Origin of the sequence: Nonomuraea sp. NPDC050153 (assembly GCF_044460125.1) — a bacterium.
Lineage (GTDB): Bacteria > Actinomycetota > Actinomycetes > Streptosporangiales > Streptosporangiaceae > Nonomuraea.
Map to the genome: position 1 here is coordinate 70,818 of NZ_JBITJQ010000027.1, position 20,517 is coordinate 91,334.

The following is a 20,517-nucleotide window of genomic DNA, read 5'->3' on the forward strand; positions in this document are numbered from 1 at the left end:
TCGAGGAACCGGTGGACAGCCGTTGGCGCTGAGAAGGATCTTGCCTGCAGCGAGAGACCTCGAACTGCTCCACGGGGGCGGCCGTGTCGTACATGTGCGTTGCCTGTGGCCACGCCGGGCGCGTGCCCGACCACCAGCCTGCCCGCCGGTTATTCACATGAGCGTCCTGCGGTCAGGGCGACATCCTTGCGTCCATGGACACAGATCCGGCTTCGAACCCGAACCCACCGCAACCCCGCATCGACGACGCCTTCGGCCGCATCCTGGCCCGCTGCTGGGACGCCGGCGCCGCGCCGTGGTCAGCGGTTGAGGTGATCGAGCGCGACGACGGCCTGATCTCCGCCAACGATGCGTCGCGGTACTTCGCTGAGCCGGAGCATTGGCCGGACCTGGAGCGCTGGGGCTGGGAGCAGGCCGCTGGCCGGATCCTGGACGTGGGGTGCGGCGGCGGGCGGCACGCCGTCCCGTGGTCGGCTCTCGGCCATGAGGTGGTCGGGTTGGAGCCGTCGCCCGAGGCGGTGCGCGTCTCACGCGAACGAGGGGTCGAGGCGGTCCTCGGCTCGGTGCCGTCCCTGCCCGAAGGGCTCGGAGAGTTCGACACGATCGCCCTCTTTGGCAACAACCTTGCCCTGCTGGGCGGCCCGGCGCAGGCGCCCGAGGTCCTGGCGGCACTTGCCGCGGTGGCCCGCCCCGGCGCACAGCTGATCGGCTCGGGCATGGATCCCGGCGACGGCGGCGCCCACGCCGACTACCACGCCTGGAATCTCCGCCGCGGGCGGGCCCGCGGACAGCTGCGTATCCGGGTACGGGACGGCGCGACGACGACTCCATGGTTCGATTACTGGCTCGCGACGCCGGACGAATTGGCGGCCGCCGTCGCCGAGTCGACGTGGACCTTGGAGGCCCTGGAGCGCGATCCGGCAGGCCCCGGCTACATCGCTCGCCTGCGCTGCTGAATGCTCCGCAGACGGCGGATGCCCCGCTCGGAGGCGTTCCTGGCCTGAGAGCATCGCCACACGACAAGACCTCGCAGGCGTGTCCGGCGGGATCTTGTCGTGCGGCTTGGCTCGTTGCCCGGTCCCGGCGTCGGCGTGCGGCGCGGATCTCGGCGTCGGCGACCTTGTCGTCCAGCAGCGCGTACAGCTGGGTGGTCTCGGTGGAGGCGTGGCCGAGGCGGCGGCGGACGGCCTCGATGACGCGCGGGCTCTTCGCCTGTCAGCCCGTCCGGCGCCGGAAGGTGGTGCGGTAGTCGCGCGGGCGTCGTCCGGTGTGCCGGGCGAAGAGGGCTGCGAAGGTGCCGGAGTCCCGGTAGCCGACCGTGGCGGCGATGGCTCCGACGGTGCCGTCCGTGGTCTCCAGGAGGTGGCGGGCGCGGCGGACGCGGGAGGTCTGCAGGTACTCCAGCGGGCTCTGTCCGGTCTCCTGCGCGAAGCGGCGCAGCAGCGTCCGGGTGCTGACGTTGAAGGTCTCCGACAGTGCAGCGAGGTCGTATCGGGCGGCGAGGTTCTGGTCGAGCCACCGCATGACCCTGCGGGAGAACCCGTTCCCCGGCTGCGGGAGAAGCCCGGCGTCGACGTAGGGGGCCTGGGACGATCGTGCGTCGTCGACGAGCGCCACCCGCGCGGTCCTCCGCGCCACGCCGGCGCCGCTGTGGCGGCGGATCAGCTCCAGTGCGAAGTCGTACATGGCGCTGAAGGCGGCGGTCGTCGTCACTCCCGTGTCGGTGACGACCATCTGTTCGGGCCGGACGTCGGCGTCCGGGCAGCGCCGTGCCAGTTCGTCCGCGAAGAGCCACGCCGTCGTCGCCCGCCGTCGCTCGAGCAGGCCCGCCTCGGCCAGCAGGAACGCCCCGACGCAGATCGCGACGACGGCCTCGCCCGTGGCGGCGTGGGAGCGGATCGCCGCGATCTCGGGGGCCAGCGACGCCAGTTTCACGTCCACATCAAGGCCGGGCGCGAGTTCAAAGCCGGGCACGACCAGGACATCGACGTCGCGCAGCGGAGAAACGGCCAGCACAGCGCCACCGGATGCGGCGACGCGACGGCGGGGCGAGACGATCGACACCTCGTAGCCGTCGCGGTCCGGGCCGGCGATGTGCGCGGCCATCGTCAGGAGATCGGGGACGCCGAACACCTCGGACGCGAAGCACCCCGGATAGGCCAGCACCCCGACCCGCAACGCGCTCATATCCGCCTCCTCGTCCGTGGCGAGATTACCTTGATAAATGGCGATCCGGCCTATCCCGGTGCAAGGGAGCGGCAGTCCAGGCTTGTCCCCATGAACGCAGCCAACGGGCGTCTTGACGACGCGATCACGGACTTCTCCCGCCGGCGGGTGGACGTTGACGGGGTGGTGAAGACCGTGTACGTCTCGGGGGCCGGACCTGGTGTCGTACTGATGCCGGAGATGCCCGGCATCAGCCCGGACGTCCTCCGGCTGGCGCGGTGGGTGCGGGACGCGGGGTTCACCGTGTACGTCCCCTCGCTGTTCGGCGTCGACGGGGCCTACCCCACGGCCGAGGACGGGGAGAAGGTCGTCCGCCGCGCGTGCGTCAGCGCCGAGTTCCGTGCGTTCGCCGGGGGCGGCACCAGCCCCGTCACCGCGTGGCTGCGCGGCCTCGCGCGGCAGGCGCACGGCGAGTGCGGCGGTCCGGGAGTCGGCGCGATCGGTCTGTGCTTCACCGGCAACTTCGCCCTGACCATGACGCTTGAGCCGTCCGTCGTCGCGCCGGTGGTCAACCACCCGTCGCTGCCACTGGACGACCCCGCGGGGCTTGAGCTCAGCGACGAGGACGCCCGCGCCGTCCAGGATCGCGTCGAGCGCGACGGGCTCACGGTCCTTGCCTACCGGTTCGACAACGACCGCTGGTGCACCGGCCAGCGCTTCGCCGCCTACCGGGCGCTGCTCGGCGATGCCTTCGACGGCCGCGTCCTACCGGGCGGCGCCGCCAACACCGACCCGCCCCCGTTCTTCCGTGACGTCGTCGGAACCCCCCACAGCGTCACCACCGCCCACCTGGTCGACGAGGACGGCCACCCCACCCTGAAGGCAAGGGACGAGATCCTCGCCCACCTGACCGCCCGCCTGCACCCCTAGCTCGCCGCACTCTTGATCAGGCGGCGGTCCGGAGCAGGCGGTCCTTGGTGCCCCAGGCGATGGTGACCGGGACGTCCGCGCACGAGCCGGAAGCGGGCGGTGCGGCCGGCACGGAGGAAGTTGCTCAGCAGTCATTGGTGATGCTGGTCACTGTGCGCATGAGAGGAGGCCGGCGAAGCAGGCACGTCGTCAAACCCGGCGCTGAGGCCATCACCAAGGTCGCCGAAGTCTTGGCACCCCGTCGCCGTACCCACTGATCAGCGACTTTCCCAGGTGGGGTGGGACACGGCCCCTTCAGCCGTACTTGGTCTGCCCCCCAAGGAGGGGCTCGGTGACCACCCGACCAAGGCGGTGCAGAAAATGTCGGGCGATCGGGGCCGGTGTCGCCGCACGATGGGGGCATGGATGACACGACCTTGGTATCCCGCTTTCTTCGTGACGGCTTCGTGAAGTTGGAGGGCGCCGTCGCGCCGCGCGTGGCCGCGGACTGCGCGCGGCTGCTATGGCGAGAGACGGGCTGCGAACCGGACGATCCAGCGACGTGGACGCAGCCCGTGCACTGGGTGGCCGGCATGGCGCAGGGGCCGTTCGCCGCCGCACCCAACTCCCCGTTCCTCCATCGCGCGTACGACCTGCTCGTCGGCGCGGGATGCTGGGAGCCGCGCTACTCGCTGGGCACGTTCCCGCTGCGCTTCCCGCACGAAAAGGAGCCGGACGACGCGGGCTGGCACATCGAGGGGAGCTATCTGCCGGAGGGCGAGAGCTGGTACTTCACAAATTTGCGCTCCCGGGGCCGGGCGCTGCTGATGTTGTTCCTGTTCAGCGAGGTCGGTGAGGAGGACGCCCCGACCCGGATCCGGGTCGGCTCACACCTCGATGTGCCGAAGGTGCTGGAGAAGTACGGGGAGGACGGGGCGAGCGGGCTGGCCCTGGCGCCCGATCTGGTGGCGGCGTCCGACCACCGGCCACTCGCCCTCGCCACCGGGTCCCCGGGCGACGTCTTCCTGTGCCATCCATTCCTGGTGCACGCGGCGCAACCGCACCATGGGATGCGGCCGCGCTTCATGGCCCAACCGCCGCTGATGCCGGCCGCGCCGTACGAACTGGAGCGGGCCGACGGCGCGTACTCACCCGTAGAGATCGCGATCCGTCGGGGCCTCGGACAGGACACCCCCGGTCCAGACGGGGACGGCACCGACTGCGGCGCCGGGTAGACATGCTTCATCCGTCGTCCTGGAACGCCGACCGCACCTCTTCAAGCCGGGCGCCGGTCGGCCGCGGTAGCGGCCTTCGGCTTCGGCGGTGGCGATCCCTTCGGCGGTCAGCTCGTTTTGCGGGTCGCGTTGGAACTGCCCGACGGCGCTGATGACGTTGATGAGCAGCGCTGTCGTGGCGTCGTTGGCCGCGAGGTCGTGGAAGTTCGACAAGGGGCCCCGACAGGACGCGCAGGGCGACGCCGCGGGCCTGGCACCAGCCGCGTGCGGCGTGGCTGTCGACCAGGTCGCGGCACAGCCGGAACAGCTCCGAGACGATCAGGATGTCCCCGGGGTGCGCAGCGGCGGCGACCTTCGCGAACGCGGGCCGCTCCAGCGCCGGGATCTTCGACGTCGTCGCCGGGTCCTCGAACGGCAGCACCCCCTCGGCGGGGCGGAATCCCTCGGCGACGCCTTCGGTTCGCACCAGTAGTCCGGCCTCGGTGAGGATGTGCCGTACCAGCATCGATGACATGGGGCGATGCTTTTCTTCCGGTGAGGTTCGAGCATCGCGGCCCGGCGTGGCGGTGTCGTCGTCCCGGCGACGGCACCGCCAGATACTCCCTGGGGGTATCGGGCGGTGTGGCTACGGCGGGTGGAGTGCGGGGCAGGAGATGCGGGCCGGGGCGCGACATCGTCCCTGCGCTCGAAGTGTTCAAGAGAGCCCCGGACGTGCGTTCATGTAAGGATCGTGGGTGGACGCCGTTGTCTCCCTTGAAGGACGTGGTCGGATGCGCCGTTACAGGAACGGCCTGGTCGCGGCGGTTCTCGCCCTTGTCTACGCCGCGCTCGTGCTGGCTCTCGGCGTGATCTCGCTGGTGATCCTGTTGACGGTGCAGGATCCGATCCTGCTGACCGGCGTCGCGCTCATCGGCGTCACCTTCCCCCTCGGCTGGCTGATCTGGTGGGGATGGGACCTGGTGCCGCCGCAGATCGCGAACCCGGTGCTGCTCACCGTGGTCCTGTGCGGCGCCGGTCTGCTGCAGGCGTGGCTGATCTGGCGGATCTTCCGGGGACGTCCGACCGCCGGGGCGGGAGCGGGGTGACTGTCAGATCGTCGCCGCGATCTCGTCGCGGTGCTCGCTCAGCCAGCTGTCGAGGGAGCGCAGCCGGGGGTTGAGCTCGCGCACCAGGCCCAGGTCGCGTACGCCGGTGAAGTAGGCGGACGCCTCGGAGTAGAACTCGAACATGTTGCCGATCTCGACGGCCCCCGGGAAGCCGGCGGCCCGCATCTCCTCGTAGGTGAGCGGCAGGTACGTCACCGGCTCGCCGAGCAGCGTGGTGAACTTCTCCGCCAGCTCCTTGCCGCCGGCGTGCTCACCGGCGATGCTCACGGTGCGGCCGACGAACTCCGGGCCCCGCTTGAAGACGCCCAGCGCGGTGCGGCCGATGTCCTCGGCGGCGATCATGGACATCGGGTTGCCCGCCATGGGCAGCGTCAGCACGAGTCGGCCGCTCGTGTCGCGGCGCGGACCCTGTCCCTGGAGGAAGGCCTCGTAGTAGAAGGTGGTCTGCAGGAACGTGGTCGGCACGCCCAGGCCGGTGAAGGCCGCGTTGGCCTCGGCCTTGGCGTCGAAGTGCGGCACCGCGTAATCCCCGAGCAGCCGCGGCACCTGGCGGCCCAGGTGGGCGAAGTGCGGCCGGGTGTCCTCAAGTGTCGACCACACGACGTGCCGCAGCGCGTTGGCCTTGGCGGCGCGGGCGGCCACGTGCGCCTGGTCGATCTCCATGCGGGCGGCGTCGCGCGCGGCCTCCTGCTCGGGGGTGCGCCGGGCCCAGAAGTTGGTCACGACGTAGGCGCCCCAGGCCCCGGCGAAGGCGCGATGGACGCTGTCCTCGTCGTCGAGGTCGGCGGAGACGACCTCCGCTCCCTGGCCGGCCAGGGAGCGGGCCTGCGGGGAGCCGGCGTCGCGGGTGAGGGCGCGGACGGTGAACGGCCCGTCGGGGTCGGCCAGGACGGCGCGCACCAGGCCGCCGCCCTGCGCTCCGGTCGCCCCGACCACGGCAATGATCTTCTTTTCGCTCATGCCTCCACCCTGGCGGCGTTCTCGCGGCGGCGCCTGCCCCTGTCCTGGGTACCCATGCCAGGGGATGGGAGCGGCCCGCGCGGGCGGCGACAATGGGGGCATGGGAGAGCAGTTGGGGGAGTTCCTGCGGGCCCGCCGTGCCGCGCTGACGCCCGAGGCGGGCGGCGTGCCGACGTACGGGACGCCGCGCCGCGTGCCGGGGCTGCGCCGCGACGAGGTGGCGCAGCTGGCGGGCATCAGCGTGAACTACTACACGCGCCTGGAGCAGGGTGAGAGCCATCAGATGTCGGACTCGGTGCTGGAGGCGCTGGGCAACGCCTTCCAGCTCACCGCCGATGAGCGTATGCATCTGCTGCGGCTGGCCCGGCCCGAACAGGTGCAGGCGGTACGCCGCCCCTACGGCCCCGAGTTGCTGCGCCCGTCGGTGCTGGCGCTGGTGGAGGGGGTCGCCGACCAGGCGGCGATCATCGTCGGCAGGTATTTCGACCTGCTCGGCGGCAACCGGCTCGGCTACGCGCTGTACGGACTCAATCCCGGTCAGCAGGTCAACCTGGCGAAGATGGTGTTCCTCGACCCGGCGACGCGCGATCTGTATCCCGACTGGGAGGCGCAGGCGGACGACGTCGCCGCCTACCTGCGCATGGCCACCGGGGACATGCCGGACGATCCCATGCTGGCCGAGCTGATCGGCGAACTGAGCATCAAGAGCCCGGACTTCACCCGCGCCTGGGGCGCCCAGCGGGTCGCCGAGTGCACCTACTCGGTCAAGCGGATCGACCACCCTCTCGTGGGGCCGCTGGAGCTCAACGAGGAGACCATGCGCCTGCCCGACGACCCCGGCCAGCGGATCATCTTCCTCGGCGCGGCCCCCGGGACCGACTCGGCCGACCGTCTCCGGCTGCTCGACTCGCTGAGCTCCTCCTGACCGGTGCGTGCGCGGCCGTGGCCGTAGGGCAGTGGATGGCGCCGAGGCATCTCCGCCTCCAACAGCATGATCGCTTGACATGGCGGCGACTCTGCAAGTTAATGTCAACATGAAGTCGAGCGAGTTCATGCGGATCGGAGAGCTGGCCGAGCGGTTCGATCTCGCGCCGCACGTCCTGCGCCACTGGGAGGCGATGGGCCTGCTGAGTCCGGCCGCCCGGGTGAGCGGCCGCCGCCGCTACACCCCCGACCACGTCGTCCGCGTTCTGACGATCATCCGGGCCAAGGCGGCGGGGATGAGCCTGGAGCAGATCCGCGAGATGCTCGGCGCCTGCGGCCAGGCCGAACGTCAGGCGCTCCTCCAGCGCCACCACGCGGCGCTGGAGGAGCGCCTGCGGGAGATCGCGGCATCCAAGGCGCTGATCGAGCACCTCATGCGATGCACGGCGGACGACTTCACCCAGTGCCCCGACTACCGGCGCATCGTGGAAGGCGCGGTCGGGCTCCACGACCACGGCGGGAACGGGTGCCTGGCCTGAGCGGAGGGAAACCCGGCGGGCCGCGGGGGCCCGCCGCTACTCTCTTGATCAACACCTCCTCAGCCAGGAAGGAAGCACCTCGTGCGCACGTTCAAGCTCCAGGTCCAGATGACCGTCGACGGCTACATGGCCGGCCCGGACGGGGAGATGGACTGGCTGAGGTTCCCCTGGACCGACGACATCAACGCCTACATCGACGCGTTCACCGACCCCGTCGACTGCATCGTGCTGGGCCGCAGGCTCGCCGAGGGGTTCATCCCGGCGTGGGCGGCCGGGCCCGAGGGCGAGGACAAGGAGTCCATCGACAAGATGAACAACACGCCCAAAGTGGTCATCTCCAACACCCTCACCGAGTCGCCCTGGGACAACGCCGTGGTCGTGGGCGGCGATCTCGCCGAGATCGTCAACGGGCTCAAGGCCCGGCCGGGCGGCGACATGATCGCTTACGGCGGTGGCACGCTCGTGTCGAGCCTGATCGCCCAGGACCTGCTCGACGAGCTCCACCTGTTCGTCAACCCGGTCGCGATCGGCGCCGGGATGCCGGTGTTCGGCGAGAGCGGCGGCTACAAGCGGCTGCGCCTGGTCACGGCCCGGCCGTTCGACTGCGGGATCACCGCGCTGCGCTACGAGCCGAAGCGCGCCTGAGCCAAGGGCCTGCCGGGGGCGGGTCGGGGCCGCGACGGCGATTCGAGAAGGGTGGACATGGTCGGGACGTTGGGATCGGCGCGCGCCGGTGCCGTGAACGTGGGCTCGCAGGCGCCGTTCGGGTGGGCGCCGCTGGTGGTCCTGTTCATCGTCGGGCTCGTGGACCGGATCGAGCACAACCTGCTCTCCGGCGTGCTCCCGGCCGTTCAGGGCGAATGGGGCTTCAGCGACACGGCCGCCGGCTCGATCCCGACGGCCGCCGCCCTGGCCGCGGCACTCGTGGCCCTGCCCGCCGGGTATCTCGCGGACCGGCTCAGCCGTACCCGGATCATCGCGGTCGTCGTCCTCGTCTGGGCGGTCGCCACGCTCGGCTCCGGCCTGGCCACGGGCTTCGTGATGTTCTACCTGATGCGGGTGCTCCTGGCCGCGGCCGAGAACATCGACAACCCCGCCTCCGGCAGCCTGCTCGCCGACTACTACCCGCCGGTCAGCCGGGCGAAGGCGTACGGGCTCACGCGGGTCACCACACACCTCGGCGGCCTCGGGACGCTGCTCGGCGCGGTGCTGGCGGAGGCGTTCTCGTGGCGTACGGCGTTCCTCGTCATGGTCGTCCCCGGGGTGCTGACGGCCCTGCTCGTCTGGTTGCTCCGCGAGCCGCCCCGCGGCCAGTTGGACCGGCTGATGGCCGAAGGCGCGGGGATGCCCGCGGTCTCCGCGGCGCGCGCCGCCCAGGTCCCTCCCACGTACGCTTCCGCCGCGTCCATGCCTGCGACCGCGGCGCGGTTGCCGTTCTGGTGGCAGTTGCGGCAGGTCCTCGCCATCCCCACCCTGGCTTTCGTCTGCGCCGGCCTCTGCCTCCTGACGTTCGGTCTGTCCGGGATCTTCTACTGGCTGCCCACGTTCATGGTGCGCAGCCTCGGCGTCAGCACGGGCCTGGCAGGCTCGCTGACCGGGTTGATCCCGGTCGTGGGCACGCTGACCGGCACCCTGGTGGGCTCGTGGCTGGGCCGCAGGTGGCACGGCACGCGCAAGGGCGGCCGGCTGCTGGCCGGTGGCAGCGGCCTCACGGCCGGCTCACTGGTCCTGGCCGTGGCGCTGTCGACGGAGTCGATCGGCGTGCTGGCCGTGCTGGTCCTGCTGGCCTGCTCGCTGCTGGCGATCGCGATGCCCAACCTGACGGCATGCCTGGCGGACGTGGTGCCGGCCACCTCGCGCGGGCTCGGCTTCGCCGTCCTGCAACTGCTCACCACGGGCGGCGGCGCTTTCGGCTCCCTGGTCGTCGGCATCTCCTCGGACCAGTTCGGGTCGTTGCTGGCTGGAATGTACGTTCTGGTGCCTCCGATGGTCGCGGGCGGGCTTCTCACCCTCAAGGCCCGGACGTCGTTCGAACGCGACGCGCGCAAGGTCATGAGCGAGGCCGCCCGGCTCTGAGCCGCCCCGCAGTCCCGCTCCGCCCCGCGCTGCCGCGCCCCGCCACACCAGACCGCGCCGCCCCGCCGGCCTGCCCGTCGCCCCCGCCTCTCCTGGCCGCCGCGCACGCCGCAGGCGCCCGACACGCACCGTCGGGTGCCCGGCCCACGCATCCCACGCATCCCGGGCACCCGACGCTCGGCGACGTTTCATGGGTGCCCGCGGCCCGTGTTCTGGCGATGCGCCGTGACAGAGGACACCGGTGGTGGCGAGAACGATCAGTCCTAACCGACCAGCCGTTTGCGCCAGTCCAGCGGTGTGACGGTGATCGCCCGCAGAGGGTCGCCGTTCCACTCCACCGACAGCCCGCACTCCTGCAGCGCCGTCACGACCTCCCCGCCGATGGAGGTCGTCGTGGCCGCTGATCCTTCGAAAGCGCCGTACAAGAGCGTCAGCCCGTGGCCTCGCGCGGCCGCGTCCGTGCACTGCGAGTGGAAGTAGACGAAGCCGCGGGCGTCCGCCGAGCCGGCCCCGCCGATCTCCGCGTCACCGCATGAACGGCAGCAGGCGAAGTCTTCCCGGGCCGTGATGCCCGCCTGCCCCAGTGCGGCGAAGGCCCGGGCGAGCCGCTCGGGATCCGTCTCGCCCTCCCAAGCGGCCTGTTCGCCGACGCGCTCCAGCCACATGCGGTCGACCAGCTGCCCTGCCTGCTCGCGTGACACCGGCCGGTGGTCGCCGCAGACGAGATAGTCCTGCGCGACCTCCGTCAGCTGCGCTCGCGTGGCGTAACCGCCGGTCAGCACCTCGCGCAGGCGCGTTTCGAGCCGCTCCCGCGAATCGTCGTCAAGGTCGAGCGGGGGAGCGGGGTCCGGGGCCGGCCCGAGGTCCAGCGACGCCCACTCCAGCCCGGACCCCCAGTCCTGGTCCTGGCGTGCCCAGCCGGTCATGGCCGCGATCACCGGCTCCGGCCCGGCGAGCGTCACCTGGAAATGCCGCTCGGGGCCGCCGTCGCGGTGTTCGAGCGTGTAGTCGCCGCCCGCTTCGTGCCACACCTGGATGAAGGCGTCAGGCAGATCCGGGATGCGCTGGACGACCAGGAACCTGTCATCGCCTCCGCCGATCCGGTGGACCAGCTCGGCCAGCTCCTGCGTGGTGACGCGGGTGTGCCGCTGCCCGTTCTCCGTCTGCACCGTGATCGCAAGCATGCCGCCCACTCTGGCACAGGCCACCGACACTCGACGGGAAAGGGTGGTCAGGCGCCGGCCTGGACGCACTCGATGACGGTGTGGCGCGGCGGGACGTCGTGCACGGCGGACAGGCGCAGCCCGGAGCTCGCGGCCAGCGCCCGGTAGTCGTCGACGGTCCGTTCCCGGCCGCCGGTCAGGACCAGCATCCGCAGGTTCATCTCCGCGAACGCGGCCGGATCGGCTTGCGGGCCGCTGAGCGACTCGAGGATCAGCACCCGGCCGCTCGGGCCCGCCGCCGCGGCGCAGCGGCGCAGGATGGCGCTCGCCTCGGCGTCGGCCCAGTCGTGCAGCACCCGGTTGAGCACGTACGCGTCGGCTCCGCCGGGCAGCTCGTCGAAGAAGCTGCAGCCGATCGTCTGGCACCGGTCCGCCAGCCCGCGTCCGGCCAGGTACCGCCGCCCGCGTGCGGCGGTGTCCGGCAGGTCGATCAGCACGCCGCGCAGGCCGTCGTGGCGCAGCAGCAGCTCGGCCAGCAGCACCCCGGTGCCGCCGCCGACGTCGGCCACCCGGGTCAGCGCCGGCCAGTCGTAGCCCTCCGCCAGCTCGCGGTATCCGTCGTCGGCCGCCATCGTCGCGTCGAAGGACGCGCTGAGCTCGGGGTTCGCGTCGAGGTAGGGCCACAACGGCGCCCCGAACACCGCCGGCCAGGCCGGTCGGCCGGTCCGTACCGTGTCCGCCAGGCCGGTGAAGGCCAGGTCCATCCGGCCGCCGAACCCGTCCAGGTCCAGCCACCGCCACGTCTCGGACGGGTGGTCGCGCCGCAGTTGGGCGGCCGTGTCGTTCACCGCGAACGTGCCGGGCCGGGGTTCGGTGAACACGCCGCGGCTGATCAGATGGCGCAGCAGCCGGGCCAGCGCGTCCGGGTCGGCGCCGGCCGCGGCCGCCAGGTCGTCGATGTCCGAGCCGTTGTCGTCGATGAGATCGGGCAGCCGCAGGGTGATGGCCACCCGGAGCGCCATGGGGGTCACCAGGTCCATCAGCGGCGTCAGGGCCTGCCACGCGGCGACCCTGTCCAGGGCCCCGCCGCCGGTCGTCTCGTCGTTGCTCGCCATGTCCATATGGTGGGCCTTCGAGGAGGCTGAGTGCGGAAATCGGCGACAGCGATGTGGGACTTCTTCGCTCTGTTGGTGAGGGTTTCCAGGGCAGTGGCTTGTCGGCGCCGGTGGGCAGGGCGGAGCGGCGGGTGGCGCCGGGGGTGGGGTATTGCGGTCGTGAGCGTGTGGCGATCGTGGTGGTGCATCGAGGAGGTGTCTGCGCAGCTCGTGATGTTCCGCTAATCAACAGTGGTCAATGTCCTCCTCTGGTTGATCAACAGGCCAGGCCGTAAGCAGAGATCCAGTCACACGTACTGGCTCTCACCGTAGGAGGAGGGACCATGAGCCAAGAGGCCCGGCCGAAGGGCCGCCGCGGGGTCCTGGCGGTCGCCGCTGCGCTCGCCGTCGTGGTCGGCGGCGGTTACGCGGCCGTTCACCCTGCCGTTGCCGATTCATGCGATCCGGAAATCGAGTTCTTCTGCCCCGAGGACGGCGCCGCGCTGGATCTGATGCCGGCACAAGAGGACGAGCTCCAGCCCGAGACGACCGAAGTGGAGGAAGAACTCGCTCCCGAAATGACCGATGAGGCCGAAGGCGATTGGGAAGCGTCTGCGGACGCGGCCTATGACGCTGCGCTGAAGAAGTTCAAAGAGGGCTACGACGGCGCGCACGCCCGCCTGGCGAAGTCCGACAAGAAGTGCATGAACCTGATCAGCGGATCGCTGAAGCCGGGCGAGCCCGACGCCAGAAAGGTGCTGGACCTCGTATTCACCAAGCAGAACATCACGATGGAATATCTGCGGAGCCCGAAGCACCCGGTCTCAGGAAAAGCGGTCTATGCGATATCGGAAGGCGCCGGAGCGGACGGAAAGATCACTCTCTACAAGCCGTACTTCGACAGCGCATCGCCTCCCGAGAACTACCAGAACCCCCCTGGCGCGCCTGAGCTCGACGGTCCCGACGGGCGCGTCCTCATCATGCTCCACGAACTCGCGCACCTCATGGGCACGGTGGTGGGGGATGAGGACAATCCGTACGCTGTCAAGACATTCGTCTTTCCGTTCAACGCGCAAATCGTGAAGGACTGCGTGCGCAACCGCTGAGACCGGCCGGCCGGGCGCCTTCGCCCAGAAGATGCCCGGCCGGCGAGGTGGAAGCCGCAGCGATGGCACCGGATGCCGGTGGGAAGCCGCTGGGTGTGTCGGCTGCGGTCATGACGGCAGGCCGGTCGGATTGTCGGCGAGCACACAGGCGACAGGCGGGTCGAGTTCGAGGGTCTCGACCCGGAGACGGGTGAAGCCGGCCTGGGTGAGCAGGTCCTGGAGCTCTTGGGCTGCTCGGGTCGTGGTGTCCCGGGTGGCACCGGGGCAGCGGGGCTGGCTGACGAGCGCGATGCGTCCTGCGGGGCGGAGCAGGCGGCGCAGCTCGCGAAGCCGCTCCACCGGGTCGGGCCAGAACCCCACGGAGTTGACGGCGAGCATGGCATCGAGCGGATCGCCGAAGCTCGGCAGCCGCTCCACGGAGGCGTGCGTGAGGTGTACGCGGTGGGCGCGGACGGCGGCGGCGTTGCGACGGGTGGCCTGCCGGACCATGGCTTGTGAGTGGTCGATGCCGAAGACGTGGCCCCCGGCGGCGCGCCCGGCGAGCTCGGCGATGGCGAGGCCGGGACCGAAGCCGATCTCGAGCACCCGGTCGGTGGGCTGCACGTCCAGCAACGACACCGCCCAGATGTTGCGCTGCCGGTTGGAGGGGCGATGAGCGAACATCCGGCCGACCGCCCATCCGACGATGCCCTGCGGGTGGTGCGCCTGGCGTACCAATTTTCTGAGCACGCGTTGCTTGAGGGAGGTGCCTGCTGTCTGCATGATCGCCAGTCAACGGCTTCAAGTATGCTTGAAGTCAAATGGGTGAGCAGTTGACGATCGGCGAGCTGGCGAGCCGTACGGGTGTCGCCACCTCCGCGCTGCGCTACTGGGAAGAGCTCGGCCTGCTGCCGGCGCCGGCCCGGGTCTCAGGCCAACGGCGTTATCCGCCGTCGGCGGTCGGGCTGGTCGGTGTGGTCTTGTTGCTGCGAGATGTCGGCTTCACGTTGCGGGAGGTCAAGGCGTTCATCGCCTCTCGTTCGCCGGCCGGCGACGGTTGGCGGGAGCTGTACCAACGTAAGCTCGCCGAGCTGGATCAACGGATCGCCCAGGCTCAGGTGGCACGCACCGCCATCGCCCATGGCTTGGCCTGCCCGCACGAGGACATCTTCGAGTGCTCCAACTTCACCGGCGGGGTCGCGGCGTTCCTGGCGGGATCTTCTCTCGAAGAGGCTCACGACGAGGTGCATGCGCACTGACGTCGAGGCCGCGCGGTAGCCCGATCTGCGGCGACCGGCTCGTGCTGAACCTCTGGCCTGGCCACACTCCGGGAGACGACCGTGATCGACACCTCACCCTCGGCCCTGTGCTGCCGGGATGGTCAGAGCATGGCATCCCAGTGTCCCGCTGAGGGATCGATCGGGCTGGTCCCGTGGAACGGGCTCTCACCGAACAGCTTGGCGAGGCAGGCGTCCACCGTGTGCGAGCTCGGCGTGTACGCGTTGACGGCCGTGCGGACCATGGGCAGGTCCTGCAGCAGGTAAGGGTCGGCGATCGAGACGAGCGCCGTCGAGGTCGTCTTCATCGTCACGAGGACAAGGCGCCGGCCTCGGCGCCTGGGCGAACCTCTGGCTCGTGCCCGTCGCCGTCGCGATCCCCGTCACTCTGATCTTCCTCACCTTCTTCAAGCGCCACGAGCCGGACCAGGCCGACGAAGGGCAGACGGCCCCCGCGGTCGCGTGAGAGATCGCAACACCCCTGATCGCCGCCCGGCCGGACACCCGTCACCTATGAGTTTACTTTGTAAAGGACGTGGGCGTTTTTCCAACCTCCTGCTGGAAACAGTCAAAACCTCACTTGCCGAGGGGCTGGGTGAAGCGCAGCAGGTTGCCGGCCGGGTCGCGGAAGGCGCAGTCGCGAACGCCGTAGAACTGGTCCATCGGCTCCTGCAGGACGTCGCCGCCCGCGGCGCTGATGCGTTCGAAGGTGGCGTCGCAGTCGTCGGTCGCGAAGATGATGCCGCGGAGCAGGCCTTTGGCCATCAGCTCGGCCATGGCCTGCCTGTCGGCCGGTGAGGCGTTGGGGTCGGCGAGGGGTGGTTCGAGGACGATGTTCACGTCCGGCTGCGAGGGTGATCCGACGGTCACCCAGCGCATTCCCTCGAATCCGACGTCGTTGCGTACCTCCAGGCCGAGTACGTCGCGGTAGAAGGCGATCGCCTTGTCGTGGTCGTCGACGGCGATGAAGCATTGGGCGAGCTTGATGTCCATGCCGTTCACATTACGGGGGCGTGGTGGGGCTCGCTTCTCCGTTCCTGACGGGTCGCGTGTGGATCTTGGCCATGCAGGCCGGGATGGCGGCGCCGTCGTCGTGGTCGCGGGCGCGGTAGGTGCTCGGGCTCTCGCCGACGAGCTGGGTGAAGCGGGTGCTGAAGGAGCCCAGTGACGTACAGCCGACCGCGAAGCAGACCTCGGTGACCGAGAGGTCGCCGCGTCGCAGCAGGGCTTTGGCCCGTTCGATGCGGCGGGTCATCAGGTAGCTGTAGGGGGTTTCGCCGAAGGCGGCGCGGAAGCTGCGGGAGAAGTGGCCCGGTGACATCAGGGCGTCACGCGCGAGCGCCGGGACGTCGAGCGGCTCGGCGTAGTCGCGGTCCATCCGGTCGCGGGCGCGCCGAAGCCGGACGAGGTCGTCGAGGTCCTGCCGTCTCACCTGACCAGTTTCGCACAGCGCCTGAAGCCGGCGGGAACGGTCAGGATCGGAGAAGCGCGGGCCGGCGGGCCGCGGCTAGCGTGAGGGTGACCGGCGTCGAGGTCATCGGCGACGGTGACCGGCCTCGACAGTCGCCTTTCACGGTCTCAGGAGTGATCATGGGCGGTTCTTCCACGCAGGAGATCAAGACCGTGCTGCATCCGGTGTCCGATCTGGCCAGGGCCAAGGCGGTGTACGCCGCGTTGCTCGGCGTCGAGCCGCAGGCCGACGGGCCGTACTACGTCGGGTTCGAGGCCGGGGGTCAGCACATCGGGCTGGTGCCGGGCGGTGGGCCGCAGGGCATGGCCGGGCCGGTGGCGTACTGGCATGTCGCGGACATCGAGGCGAAGCCGGCCGAGGTGACCGCTGCCGGTGCGACGGTGAAGGACCCCGTGCGCGACGTGGGGGGCGGGCGCCTGGTGGCCACGGTGACCGATCCCGATGGCAACGTCCTCGGGCTGCTTCAGGACCGATGAGGGCCGATCCCCGTACGCGCTGCAAAAACCGACATAATGCTCGGAACTGGTCAGATCACGCCAGGCGGCGCCGACGGAGACCGCGCAGGCGGCCCCACCCGACAGATGGAGACACGATGAGCAAGGCCACGCCGACGGACCCGCAGTCGCCTGCGCCGCACGCCGCCGACAGCCACGATCTGATCCGCGTGCACGGCGCGCGCGAGAACAACCTCAAGGACGTCAGCATCGAGATCCCCAAGCGCCGGCTGACGGTGTTCACCGGGGTCTCCGGCTCGGGCAAGAGCTCGCTGGTGTTCAACACGATCGCCGCGGAGTCGCAGCGGATGATCAACGAGACGTACAGCACGTTCGTGCAGGGCTTCATGCCGACGCTGGCGCGGCCCGAGGTCGACGTGCTCGACGGGCTGACGACCGCGATCATCGTCGACCAGCAGCGCCTGGGCGCCGATCCGCGCTCGACCGTCGGCACCGCCACCGACGCCAACGCGATGCTGCGCATCCTGTTCAGCCGGCTCGGGCAGCCGCACATCGGCTCGCCCAACGCCTTCTCCTTCAACGTCCCCTCGGTCCGGGCCAGCGGGGCGATCACCGTCGAGCGCGGCGCCAAGAAGACGCAGGTGCAGACCTTCACCCGCACGGGTGGCATGTGTACGCGCTGCGAGGGCCGGGGCGCGGTCTCCGACATCGACCTCACCCAGCTCTACGACGACTCCAAGTCGCTGGCCGAGGGCGCGTTCACCATCCCGGGCTGGAAGTCCGACAGCTTCTTCACCGTACGGGTCTACGCCGAGTCGGGCCTGCTCGACCCGGACAAGCCGATCCGCGACTTCACCAGGAAGGAGATGCAGGACTTCCTGTACCGGGAGCCGATCAAGGTCAAGGTCGAGGGCGTGAACCTCACCTACGAGGGGCTGATCCCCAAGTTCCAGAAGTCGTTCCTGTCCAAGGAGCGGGAGGCGATGCAGCCGCACATCCGGGAGTTCGTGGACCGGGCGGTCACCTTCACCGCCTGCCCCGAGTGCGGCGGCACCCGGCTCAGCGAGGCGGCGCGCTCGTCGCGGATCAAGGGCGTCAACATCGCCGAGGCGTGCGCGATGCAGATCAGCGACCTGGCCGAATGGGTCCGCGGCCTGGACGAGCCGTCGGTGGCGCCGCTGCTGGCCACGCTGCTGCGGACGCTGGAGTCGTTCGTGGAGATCGGGCTGGGCTACCTGTCGCTGGAGCGGCCGTCGGGCACGCTGTCGGGCGGCGAGGCGCAGCGGGTCAAGATGATCCGCCACCTCGGCTCCTCGCTGACCGACACCACCTACGTCTTCGACGAGCCCACCATCGGCCTGCACCCCCATGACATCCAGCGGATGAACACCCTGCTGCGGCGGCTGCGGGACAAGGGCAACACGGTGCTCGTGGTGGAGCACAAGCCGGAGATGATCGCCATCGCCGACCACGTCGTCGACCTCGGCCCGGGCGCCGGTACGGCGGGCGGCAGCGTCTGCTTCGAGGGCACCGTCGAGGGGCTGCGGGCCAGCGGCACCGTCACCGGCCGCCATCTGGACGACCGGGCGGCCCTGAAGGAGACGGTCCGCACGCCCACCGGCAGGCTGGAGATCCGCGGCGCGAGGGCGAACAACCTGCGCGACGTCGACGTCGACGTCCCCCTCGGGGTGCTGACGGTCGTCACCGGCGTCGCCGGCTCCGGCAAGAGCTCGCTGGTGCACGGGTCGATCCCCAAGGGCGCGGGGGTGGTCTCGATCGACCAGAGCGGGATCCGCGGCTCGCGCCGGAGCAACCCGGCGACCTACACCGGGCTGCTCGACCCGATCCGCAAGGCGTTCGCGAAGGCCAACGGGGTCAAGCCGGCGCTGTTCAGCGCCAACTCCGAGGGCGCCTGCCCCTCCTGCAACGGCGCCGGCGTCATCTACACCGACCTGGGGATGATGGCCGGCGTGGCGGCCCCGTGCGAGGAGTGCGACGGCAAGCGGTTCCAGGCCTCGGTGCTGGAGCACCGCTTCGGCGGCCGTGACATCAGCGAGGTGCTGGCGATGTCGGTGTCGGAGGCCGGGGAGTTCTTCGGCGCCGGTGAGGCGCGCACGCCGGCCGCGCACGCCGTCCTCGGTCGGCTCGCCGACGTCGGGCTCGGCTACCTCAGCCTGGGCCAGCCGCTGACGACGCTGTCCGGCGGCGAGCGGCAGCGGCTCAAGCTGGCCACCCACATGGCCGACCAGGGCGGCGTCTACGTCCTGGACGAGCCGACGACCGGCCTGCACCTGGCGGACGTCGAGCAGTTGCTCGGCCTGCTCGACCGGCTGGTCGACTCCGGCAAGTCGGTCATCGTGATCGAGCATCACCAGGCGGTCATGGCGCACGCCGACTGGATCATCGACCTCGGTCCCGGGGCGGGTCACGACGGCGGGCGGATCGTCTTCGAGGGCACCCCGGCCGATCTGGTGGCCGCGCGTTCCACTGTCACCGGTGAGCATCTGGCGGGGTACGTGAGCGCCTGACGCCGGCCTGCGTCGTCGGCGGCCGGGCGGTGCGGCCGGGCGGTGTGGCCTGGTGCCGTGCGGGTGCGGGCGGGTGAATAGACTTGTCCGACGTGACGTCCAAGCCGCGTATCCCGAATGTCCTGGCCTCCCGTTATGCCTCGCCGGAGCTGGCCCGCCTGTGGTCCCCCGAGTACAAGATCATCGCTGAGCGGCGGTTGTGGCTGGCGGTGTTGCGGGCGCAGGCCGAGCTGGGGGTGGCGGTCCCGCAGGGCGCGGTCGACGACTACGAGAAGGTGGTCGAGCAGGTCGACGTCGACTCGATCGCGGCGCGTGAGCGCGTGACGCGTCACGACGTGAAGGCGCGCATCGAGGAGTTCAACGCGCTGGCCGGTCACGAGCAGGTGCACAAGGGGATGACCTCGCGCGACCTGACCGAGAACGTCGAGCAGTTGCAGATCCGCGACAGCCTGCTGCTGGTGCGCGACCGGGTGGTGGCGCTGCTGGCGCGCCTGGCGAGCCTGGCCGAGGAGCACGAGGCCACGGTGGTCGCCGGGCGTTCGCACAACGTGGCGGCGCAGGCGACCACGCTGGGCAAGCGGTTCGCGTCGGCGGCCGATGAGCTGCTGGTGGCCTACCGGCGGCTGGAGGAGCTGATCGGCCGTTACCCGCTGCGCGGGATCAAGGGTCCGGTGGGCACGGCGCAGGACATGCTCGACCTTCTGGGCGGGGATCGGGGCAAGCTGGCCGAGCTGGAGGAGCGGGTGGCCGCGCACCTGGGGTTCGCGCACCGCTTCACCAGCGTGGGGCAGGTCTATCCGCGTTCGCTGGACTTCGAGGTGGTGACGGGGCTGGTGCAGCTGGCGGCGGCGCCGTCGTCGCTGGCCAAGACGATCCGGCTGATGGCCGGGCACGAGCTGGTCACCGAGGGGTTCAAGGAGGGGCAGGTCGGCTCCTCGGCGATGCCGCACAAGATGAACACCCGCTCCTGCGAGCGCGTCAACGGCCTGGCCGTGGTGCTGCGCGGTTACGCCTCGATGGTGGGCGAGCTGGCGGGCGACCAGTGGAACGAGGGTGACGTGTCGTGCTCGGTGGTGCGGCGGGTGGCGCTGCCGGACGCGTTCTTCGCCTTCGACGGGCTGGTGGAGACGATGCTGACGGTGCTGGACGAGTTCGGCGCCTTCCCGGCGGTCATCGCGGCCGAGCTGGACCGCTACCTGCCGTTCCTGGCCACGACGAAGATGCTGATGGCGGCGGTGCGCGCCGGGGTGGGCCGGGAGACGGCGCACGAGCTGATCAAGGAGCACGCGGTGGGGGCGGCGCTGGCGATGCGCTCGCGCGGCGCCGGGAACGAGCTGCTCGACCTGCTGGCGGCCGACACCCGCTTCCCGCTGGACCGCGCCCACCTGGAGGTGCTGCTGGCCGATCGGGTGTCGTTCACCGGGGCGGCGGCCGACCAGGTGGAGGCGCTCTCCCAGCGGGTGGGCGAGGTCGTGGCGGCGCACCCGGAGGCGGCGGCGTACCGGCCCGGCGCGATCTTGTGAACGGGC

At 70.7% G+C, this 20,517-nt stretch carries 22 protein-coding genes; 13 read left to right on the plus strand and 9 right to left on the minus strand.

The window, feature by feature from the left end:
- Nucleotides 1–194: 194 nt before the first annotated feature.
- Entirely contained in the window at nucleotides 195–956 is a 762-nt protein-coding gene (locus ACIBQ1_RS43835; RefSeq protein ID WP_397286712.1) for a class I SAM-dependent methyltransferase, read from the plus strand.
- 259 nt (nucleotides 957–1,215) lie between these two features.
- Here the strand turns inward: ACIBQ1_RS43835 and ACIBQ1_RS43840 are convergent, their stop codons facing one another.
- Nucleotides 1,216–2,187 (minus strand): GlxA family transcriptional regulator, encoded by a 972-nt coding sequence (locus tag ACIBQ1_RS43840; protein ID WP_397286714.1) that lies wholly within the window; start codon nucleotides 2,185–2,187, stop codon nucleotides 1,216–1,218.
- Nucleotides 2,188–2,277: 90 nt separating this feature from the next.
- Between ACIBQ1_RS43840 and ACIBQ1_RS43845 the strand changes: the two genes are divergently transcribed.
- Nucleotides 2,278–3,096, plus strand: a complete 819-nt coding sequence (locus tag ACIBQ1_RS43845; RefSeq protein WP_397286716.1) for a dienelactone hydrolase family protein — start codon at nucleotides 2,278–2,280, stop codon at nucleotides 3,094–3,096.
- Nucleotides 3,097–3,497: 401 nt separating this feature from the next.
- Nucleotides 3,498–4,310, plus strand: coding sequence for a phytanoyl-CoA dioxygenase family protein (locus ACIBQ1_RS43850; protein ID WP_397286718.1), 813 nt, complete (start codon nucleotides 3,498–3,500; stop codon nucleotides 4,308–4,310).
- 7 nt (nucleotides 4,311–4,317) lie between these two features.
- On the opposite strand, the gene ACIBQ1_RS43855 is transcribed toward ACIBQ1_RS43850, so the two are convergent.
- Nucleotides 4,318–4,824: a recombinase family protein gene (locus tag ACIBQ1_RS43855; protein ID WP_397286720.1), complete on the minus strand. Its 507-nt coding sequence runs from the start codon at nucleotides 4,822–4,824 to the stop codon at nucleotides 4,318–4,320.
- A 256-nt stretch (nucleotides 4,825–5,080) separates the two neighbouring features.
- Here ACIBQ1_RS43855 and ACIBQ1_RS43860 point away from each other — a divergent pair, with 256 nt between their 5' ends.
- Nucleotides 5,081–5,395, plus strand: a complete 315-nt coding sequence (locus ACIBQ1_RS43860; protein ID WP_397286722.1) for an SCO4225 family membrane protein — start codon at nucleotides 5,081–5,083, stop codon at nucleotides 5,393–5,395.
- 3 nt (nucleotides 5,396–5,398) lie between these two features.
- Here ACIBQ1_RS43860 and ACIBQ1_RS43865 read toward each other — a convergent pair whose 3' ends face one another.
- Nucleotides 5,399–6,376: an NmrA/HSCARG family protein gene (locus tag ACIBQ1_RS43865; RefSeq protein ID WP_397286724.1), complete on the minus strand. Its 978-nt coding sequence runs from the start codon at nucleotides 6,374–6,376 to the stop codon at nucleotides 5,399–5,401.
- A 100-nt stretch (nucleotides 6,377–6,476) separates the two neighbouring features.
- Here ACIBQ1_RS43865 and ACIBQ1_RS43870 point away from each other — a divergent pair, with 100 nt between their 5' ends.
- From ACIBQ1_RS43870 to ACIBQ1_RS43885, 4 genes are all read left to right on the plus strand, one after another.
- Nucleotides 6,477–7,301: a helix-turn-helix transcriptional regulator gene (locus ACIBQ1_RS43870; protein WP_397286726.1), complete on the plus strand. Its 825-nt coding sequence runs from the start codon at nucleotides 6,477–6,479 to the stop codon at nucleotides 7,299–7,301.
- Between the two features lie 79 nt (nucleotides 7,302–7,380).
- Nucleotides 7,381–7,839, plus strand: a complete 459-nt coding sequence (locus ACIBQ1_RS43875; RefSeq protein ID WP_397286728.1) for a MerR family transcriptional regulator — start codon at nucleotides 7,381–7,383, stop codon at nucleotides 7,837–7,839.
- 81 nt (nucleotides 7,840–7,920) lie between these two features.
- Entirely contained in the window at nucleotides 7,921–8,484 is a 564-nt protein-coding gene (locus ACIBQ1_RS43880) for a dihydrofolate reductase family protein (RefSeq protein WP_397286730.1), read from the plus strand.
- Nucleotides 8,485–8,541: 57 nt separating this feature from the next.
- Complete coding sequence (locus ACIBQ1_RS43885) at nucleotides 8,542–9,915, plus strand: MFS transporter (protein WP_397286732.1); 1,374 nt, start codon at nucleotides 8,542–8,544, stop codon at nucleotides 9,913–9,915.
- A gap of 263 nt (nucleotides 9,916–10,178) precedes the next feature.
- Here the strand turns inward: ACIBQ1_RS43885 and ACIBQ1_RS43890 are convergent, their stop codons facing one another.
- Nucleotides 10,179–11,099: a DUF6891 domain-containing protein gene (locus ACIBQ1_RS43890; protein ID WP_397286734.1), complete on the minus strand. Its 921-nt coding sequence runs from the start codon at nucleotides 11,097–11,099 to the stop codon at nucleotides 10,179–10,181.
- Nucleotides 11,100–11,146: 47 nt separating this feature from the next.
- Nucleotides 11,147–12,193: a methyltransferase gene (locus tag ACIBQ1_RS43895; RefSeq protein ID WP_397286736.1), complete on the minus strand. Its 1,047-nt coding sequence runs from the start codon at nucleotides 12,191–12,193 to the stop codon at nucleotides 11,147–11,149.
- A gap of 323 nt (nucleotides 12,194–12,516) precedes the next feature.
- Between ACIBQ1_RS43895 and ACIBQ1_RS43900 the strand changes: the two genes are divergently transcribed.
- Nucleotides 12,517–13,278, plus strand: coding sequence for a hypothetical protein (locus tag ACIBQ1_RS43900; RefSeq protein WP_397286738.1), 762 nt, complete (start codon nucleotides 12,517–12,519; stop codon nucleotides 13,276–13,278).
- A gap of 108 nt (nucleotides 13,279–13,386) precedes the next feature.
- On the opposite strand, the gene ACIBQ1_RS43905 is transcribed toward ACIBQ1_RS43900, so the two are convergent.
- Nucleotides 13,387–14,040: a class I SAM-dependent methyltransferase gene (locus ACIBQ1_RS43905; protein ID WP_397286740.1), complete on the minus strand. Its 654-nt coding sequence runs from the start codon at nucleotides 14,038–14,040 to the stop codon at nucleotides 13,387–13,389.
- A gap of 38 nt (nucleotides 14,041–14,078) precedes the next feature.
- Here ACIBQ1_RS43905 and ACIBQ1_RS43910 point away from each other — a divergent pair, with 38 nt between their 5' ends.
- Nucleotides 14,079–14,516 (plus strand): MerR family transcriptional regulator, encoded by a 438-nt coding sequence (locus ACIBQ1_RS43910; RefSeq protein ID WP_397286742.1) that lies wholly within the window; start codon nucleotides 14,079–14,081, stop codon nucleotides 14,514–14,516.
- Between the two features lie 122 nt (nucleotides 14,517–14,638).
- On the opposite strand, the gene ACIBQ1_RS43915 is transcribed toward ACIBQ1_RS43910, so the two are convergent.
- From ACIBQ1_RS43915 to ACIBQ1_RS43925, 3 genes are all read right to left on the minus strand, one after another.
- Complete coding sequence (locus tag ACIBQ1_RS43915) at nucleotides 14,639–14,842, minus strand: hypothetical protein (RefSeq protein ID WP_397286744.1); 204 nt, start codon at nucleotides 14,840–14,842, stop codon at nucleotides 14,639–14,641.
- A gap of 268 nt (nucleotides 14,843–15,110) precedes the next feature.
- On the minus strand, nucleotides 15,111–15,527 hold the full coding sequence (locus tag ACIBQ1_RS43920; protein WP_397286746.1) for a VOC family protein: 417 nt from the start codon (nucleotides 15,525–15,527) through the stop codon (nucleotides 15,111–15,113).
- 10 nt (nucleotides 15,528–15,537) lie between these two features.
- A complete protein-coding gene (locus ACIBQ1_RS43925) occupies nucleotides 15,538–15,912 on the minus strand; it encodes a helix-turn-helix transcriptional regulator (protein ID WP_397286946.1) in 375 nt (124 codons plus the stop codon).
- Nucleotides 15,913–16,124: 212 nt separating this feature from the next.
- On the opposite strand from ACIBQ1_RS43925, the gene ACIBQ1_RS43930 reads away from it, so the two are divergent.
- The 3 genes from ACIBQ1_RS43930 to purB all read left to right on the plus strand — a co-directional run bounded on the left by ACIBQ1_RS43930 (nucleotide 16,125) and on the right by purB (nucleotide 20,511).
- Nucleotides 16,125–16,481 carry a VOC family protein gene (locus ACIBQ1_RS43930; RefSeq protein WP_397286748.1) on the plus strand — a complete coding sequence of 119 codons (357 nt, stop codon included), beginning with the start codon at nucleotides 16,125–16,127 and terminating at the stop codon, nucleotides 16,479–16,481.
- Between the two features lie 116 nt (nucleotides 16,482–16,597).
- Nucleotides 16,598–18,988, plus strand: a complete 2,391-nt coding sequence (locus ACIBQ1_RS43935) for an ATP-binding cassette domain-containing protein (protein ID WP_397286750.1) — start codon at nucleotides 16,598–16,600, stop codon at nucleotides 18,986–18,988.
- A 92-nt stretch (nucleotides 18,989–19,080) separates the two neighbouring features.
- The gene (purB, locus tag ACIBQ1_RS43940; RefSeq protein ID WP_397286752.1) at nucleotides 19,081–20,511 is read left to right on the plus strand and encodes an adenylosuccinate lyase; all 1,431 of its coding nucleotides are present in this window, start codon (nucleotides 19,081–19,083) and stop codon (nucleotides 20,509–20,511) included.
- Nucleotides 20,512–20,517: the final 6 nt, after the last annotated feature.

Excerpts from the sequence above, each read along its gene's own strand:
- ACIBQ1_RS43925 (WP_397286946.1), bottom strand. The coding sequence starts at position 15,912 with ATGGACCGCGACTACGCCGAGCCGCTCGACGTCCCGGCGCTCGCGCGT.
- ACIBQ1_RS43885 (WP_397286732.1), top strand. The coding sequence starts at position 8,542 with ATGGTCGGGACGTTGGGATCGGCGCGCGCCGGTGCCGTGAACGTGGGC.
- ACIBQ1_RS43865 (WP_397286724.1), bottom strand. The coding sequence starts at position 6,376 with ATGAGCGAAAAGAAGATCATTGCCGTGGTCGGGGCGACCGGAGCGCAG.
- ACIBQ1_RS43900 (WP_397286738.1), top strand. The coding sequence starts at position 12,517 with ATGAGCCAAGAGGCCCGGCCGAAGGGCCGCCGCGGGGTCCTGGCGGTC.
- ACIBQ1_RS43855 (WP_397286720.1), bottom strand. The coding sequence starts at position 4,824 with ATGTCATCGATGCTGGTACGGCACATCCTCACCGAGGCCGGACTACTG.
- ACIBQ1_RS43915 (WP_397286744.1), bottom strand. The coding sequence starts at position 14,842 with ATGAAGACGACCTCGACGGCGCTCGTCTCGATCGCCGACCCTTACCTG.
- ACIBQ1_RS43895 (WP_397286736.1), bottom strand. The coding sequence starts at position 12,193 with ATGGCGAGCAACGACGAGACGACCGGCGGCGGGGCCCTGGACAGGGTC.
- ACIBQ1_RS43905 (WP_397286740.1), bottom strand. The coding sequence starts at position 14,040 with ATGCAGACAGCAGGCACCTCCCTCAAGCAACGCGTGCTCAGAAAATTG.
- ACIBQ1_RS43860 (WP_397286722.1), top strand. The coding sequence starts at position 5,081 with ATGCGCCGTTACAGGAACGGCCTGGTCGCGGCGGTTCTCGCCCTTGTC.
- ACIBQ1_RS43870 (WP_397286726.1), top strand. The coding sequence starts at position 6,477 with ATGGGAGAGCAGTTGGGGGAGTTCCTGCGGGCCCGCCGTGCCGCGCTG.
- ACIBQ1_RS43935 (WP_397286750.1), top strand. The coding sequence starts at position 16,598 with ATGAGCAAGGCCACGCCGACGGACCCGCAGTCGCCTGCGCCGCACGCC.
- ACIBQ1_RS43890 (WP_397286734.1), bottom strand. The coding sequence starts at position 11,099 with ATGCTTGCGATCACGGTGCAGACGGAGAACGGGCAGCGGCACACCCGC.
- ACIBQ1_RS43920 (WP_397286746.1), bottom strand. The coding sequence starts at position 15,527 with ATGGACATCAAGCTCGCCCAATGCTTCATCGCCGTCGACGACCACGAC.
- ACIBQ1_RS43840 (WP_397286714.1), bottom strand. The coding sequence starts at position 2,187 with ATGAGCGCGTTGCGGGTCGGGGTGCTGGCCTATCCGGGGTGCTTCGCG.
- ACIBQ1_RS43835 (WP_397286712.1), top strand. The coding sequence starts at position 195 with ATGGACACAGATCCGGCTTCGAACCCGAACCCACCGCAACCCCGCATC.
- ACIBQ1_RS43930 (WP_397286748.1), top strand. The coding sequence starts at position 16,125 with ATGGGCGGTTCTTCCACGCAGGAGATCAAGACCGTGCTGCATCCGGTG.
- ACIBQ1_RS43910 (WP_397286742.1), top strand. The coding sequence starts at position 14,079 with ATGGGTGAGCAGTTGACGATCGGCGAGCTGGCGAGCCGTACGGGTGTC.
- ACIBQ1_RS43850 (WP_397286718.1), top strand. The coding sequence starts at position 3,498 with ATGGATGACACGACCTTGGTATCCCGCTTTCTTCGTGACGGCTTCGTG.
- ACIBQ1_RS43845 (WP_397286716.1), top strand. The coding sequence starts at position 2,278 with ATGAACGCAGCCAACGGGCGTCTTGACGACGCGATCACGGACTTCTCC.
- ACIBQ1_RS43875 (WP_397286728.1), top strand. The coding sequence starts at position 7,381 with ATGGCGGCGACTCTGCAAGTTAATGTCAACATGAAGTCGAGCGAGTTC.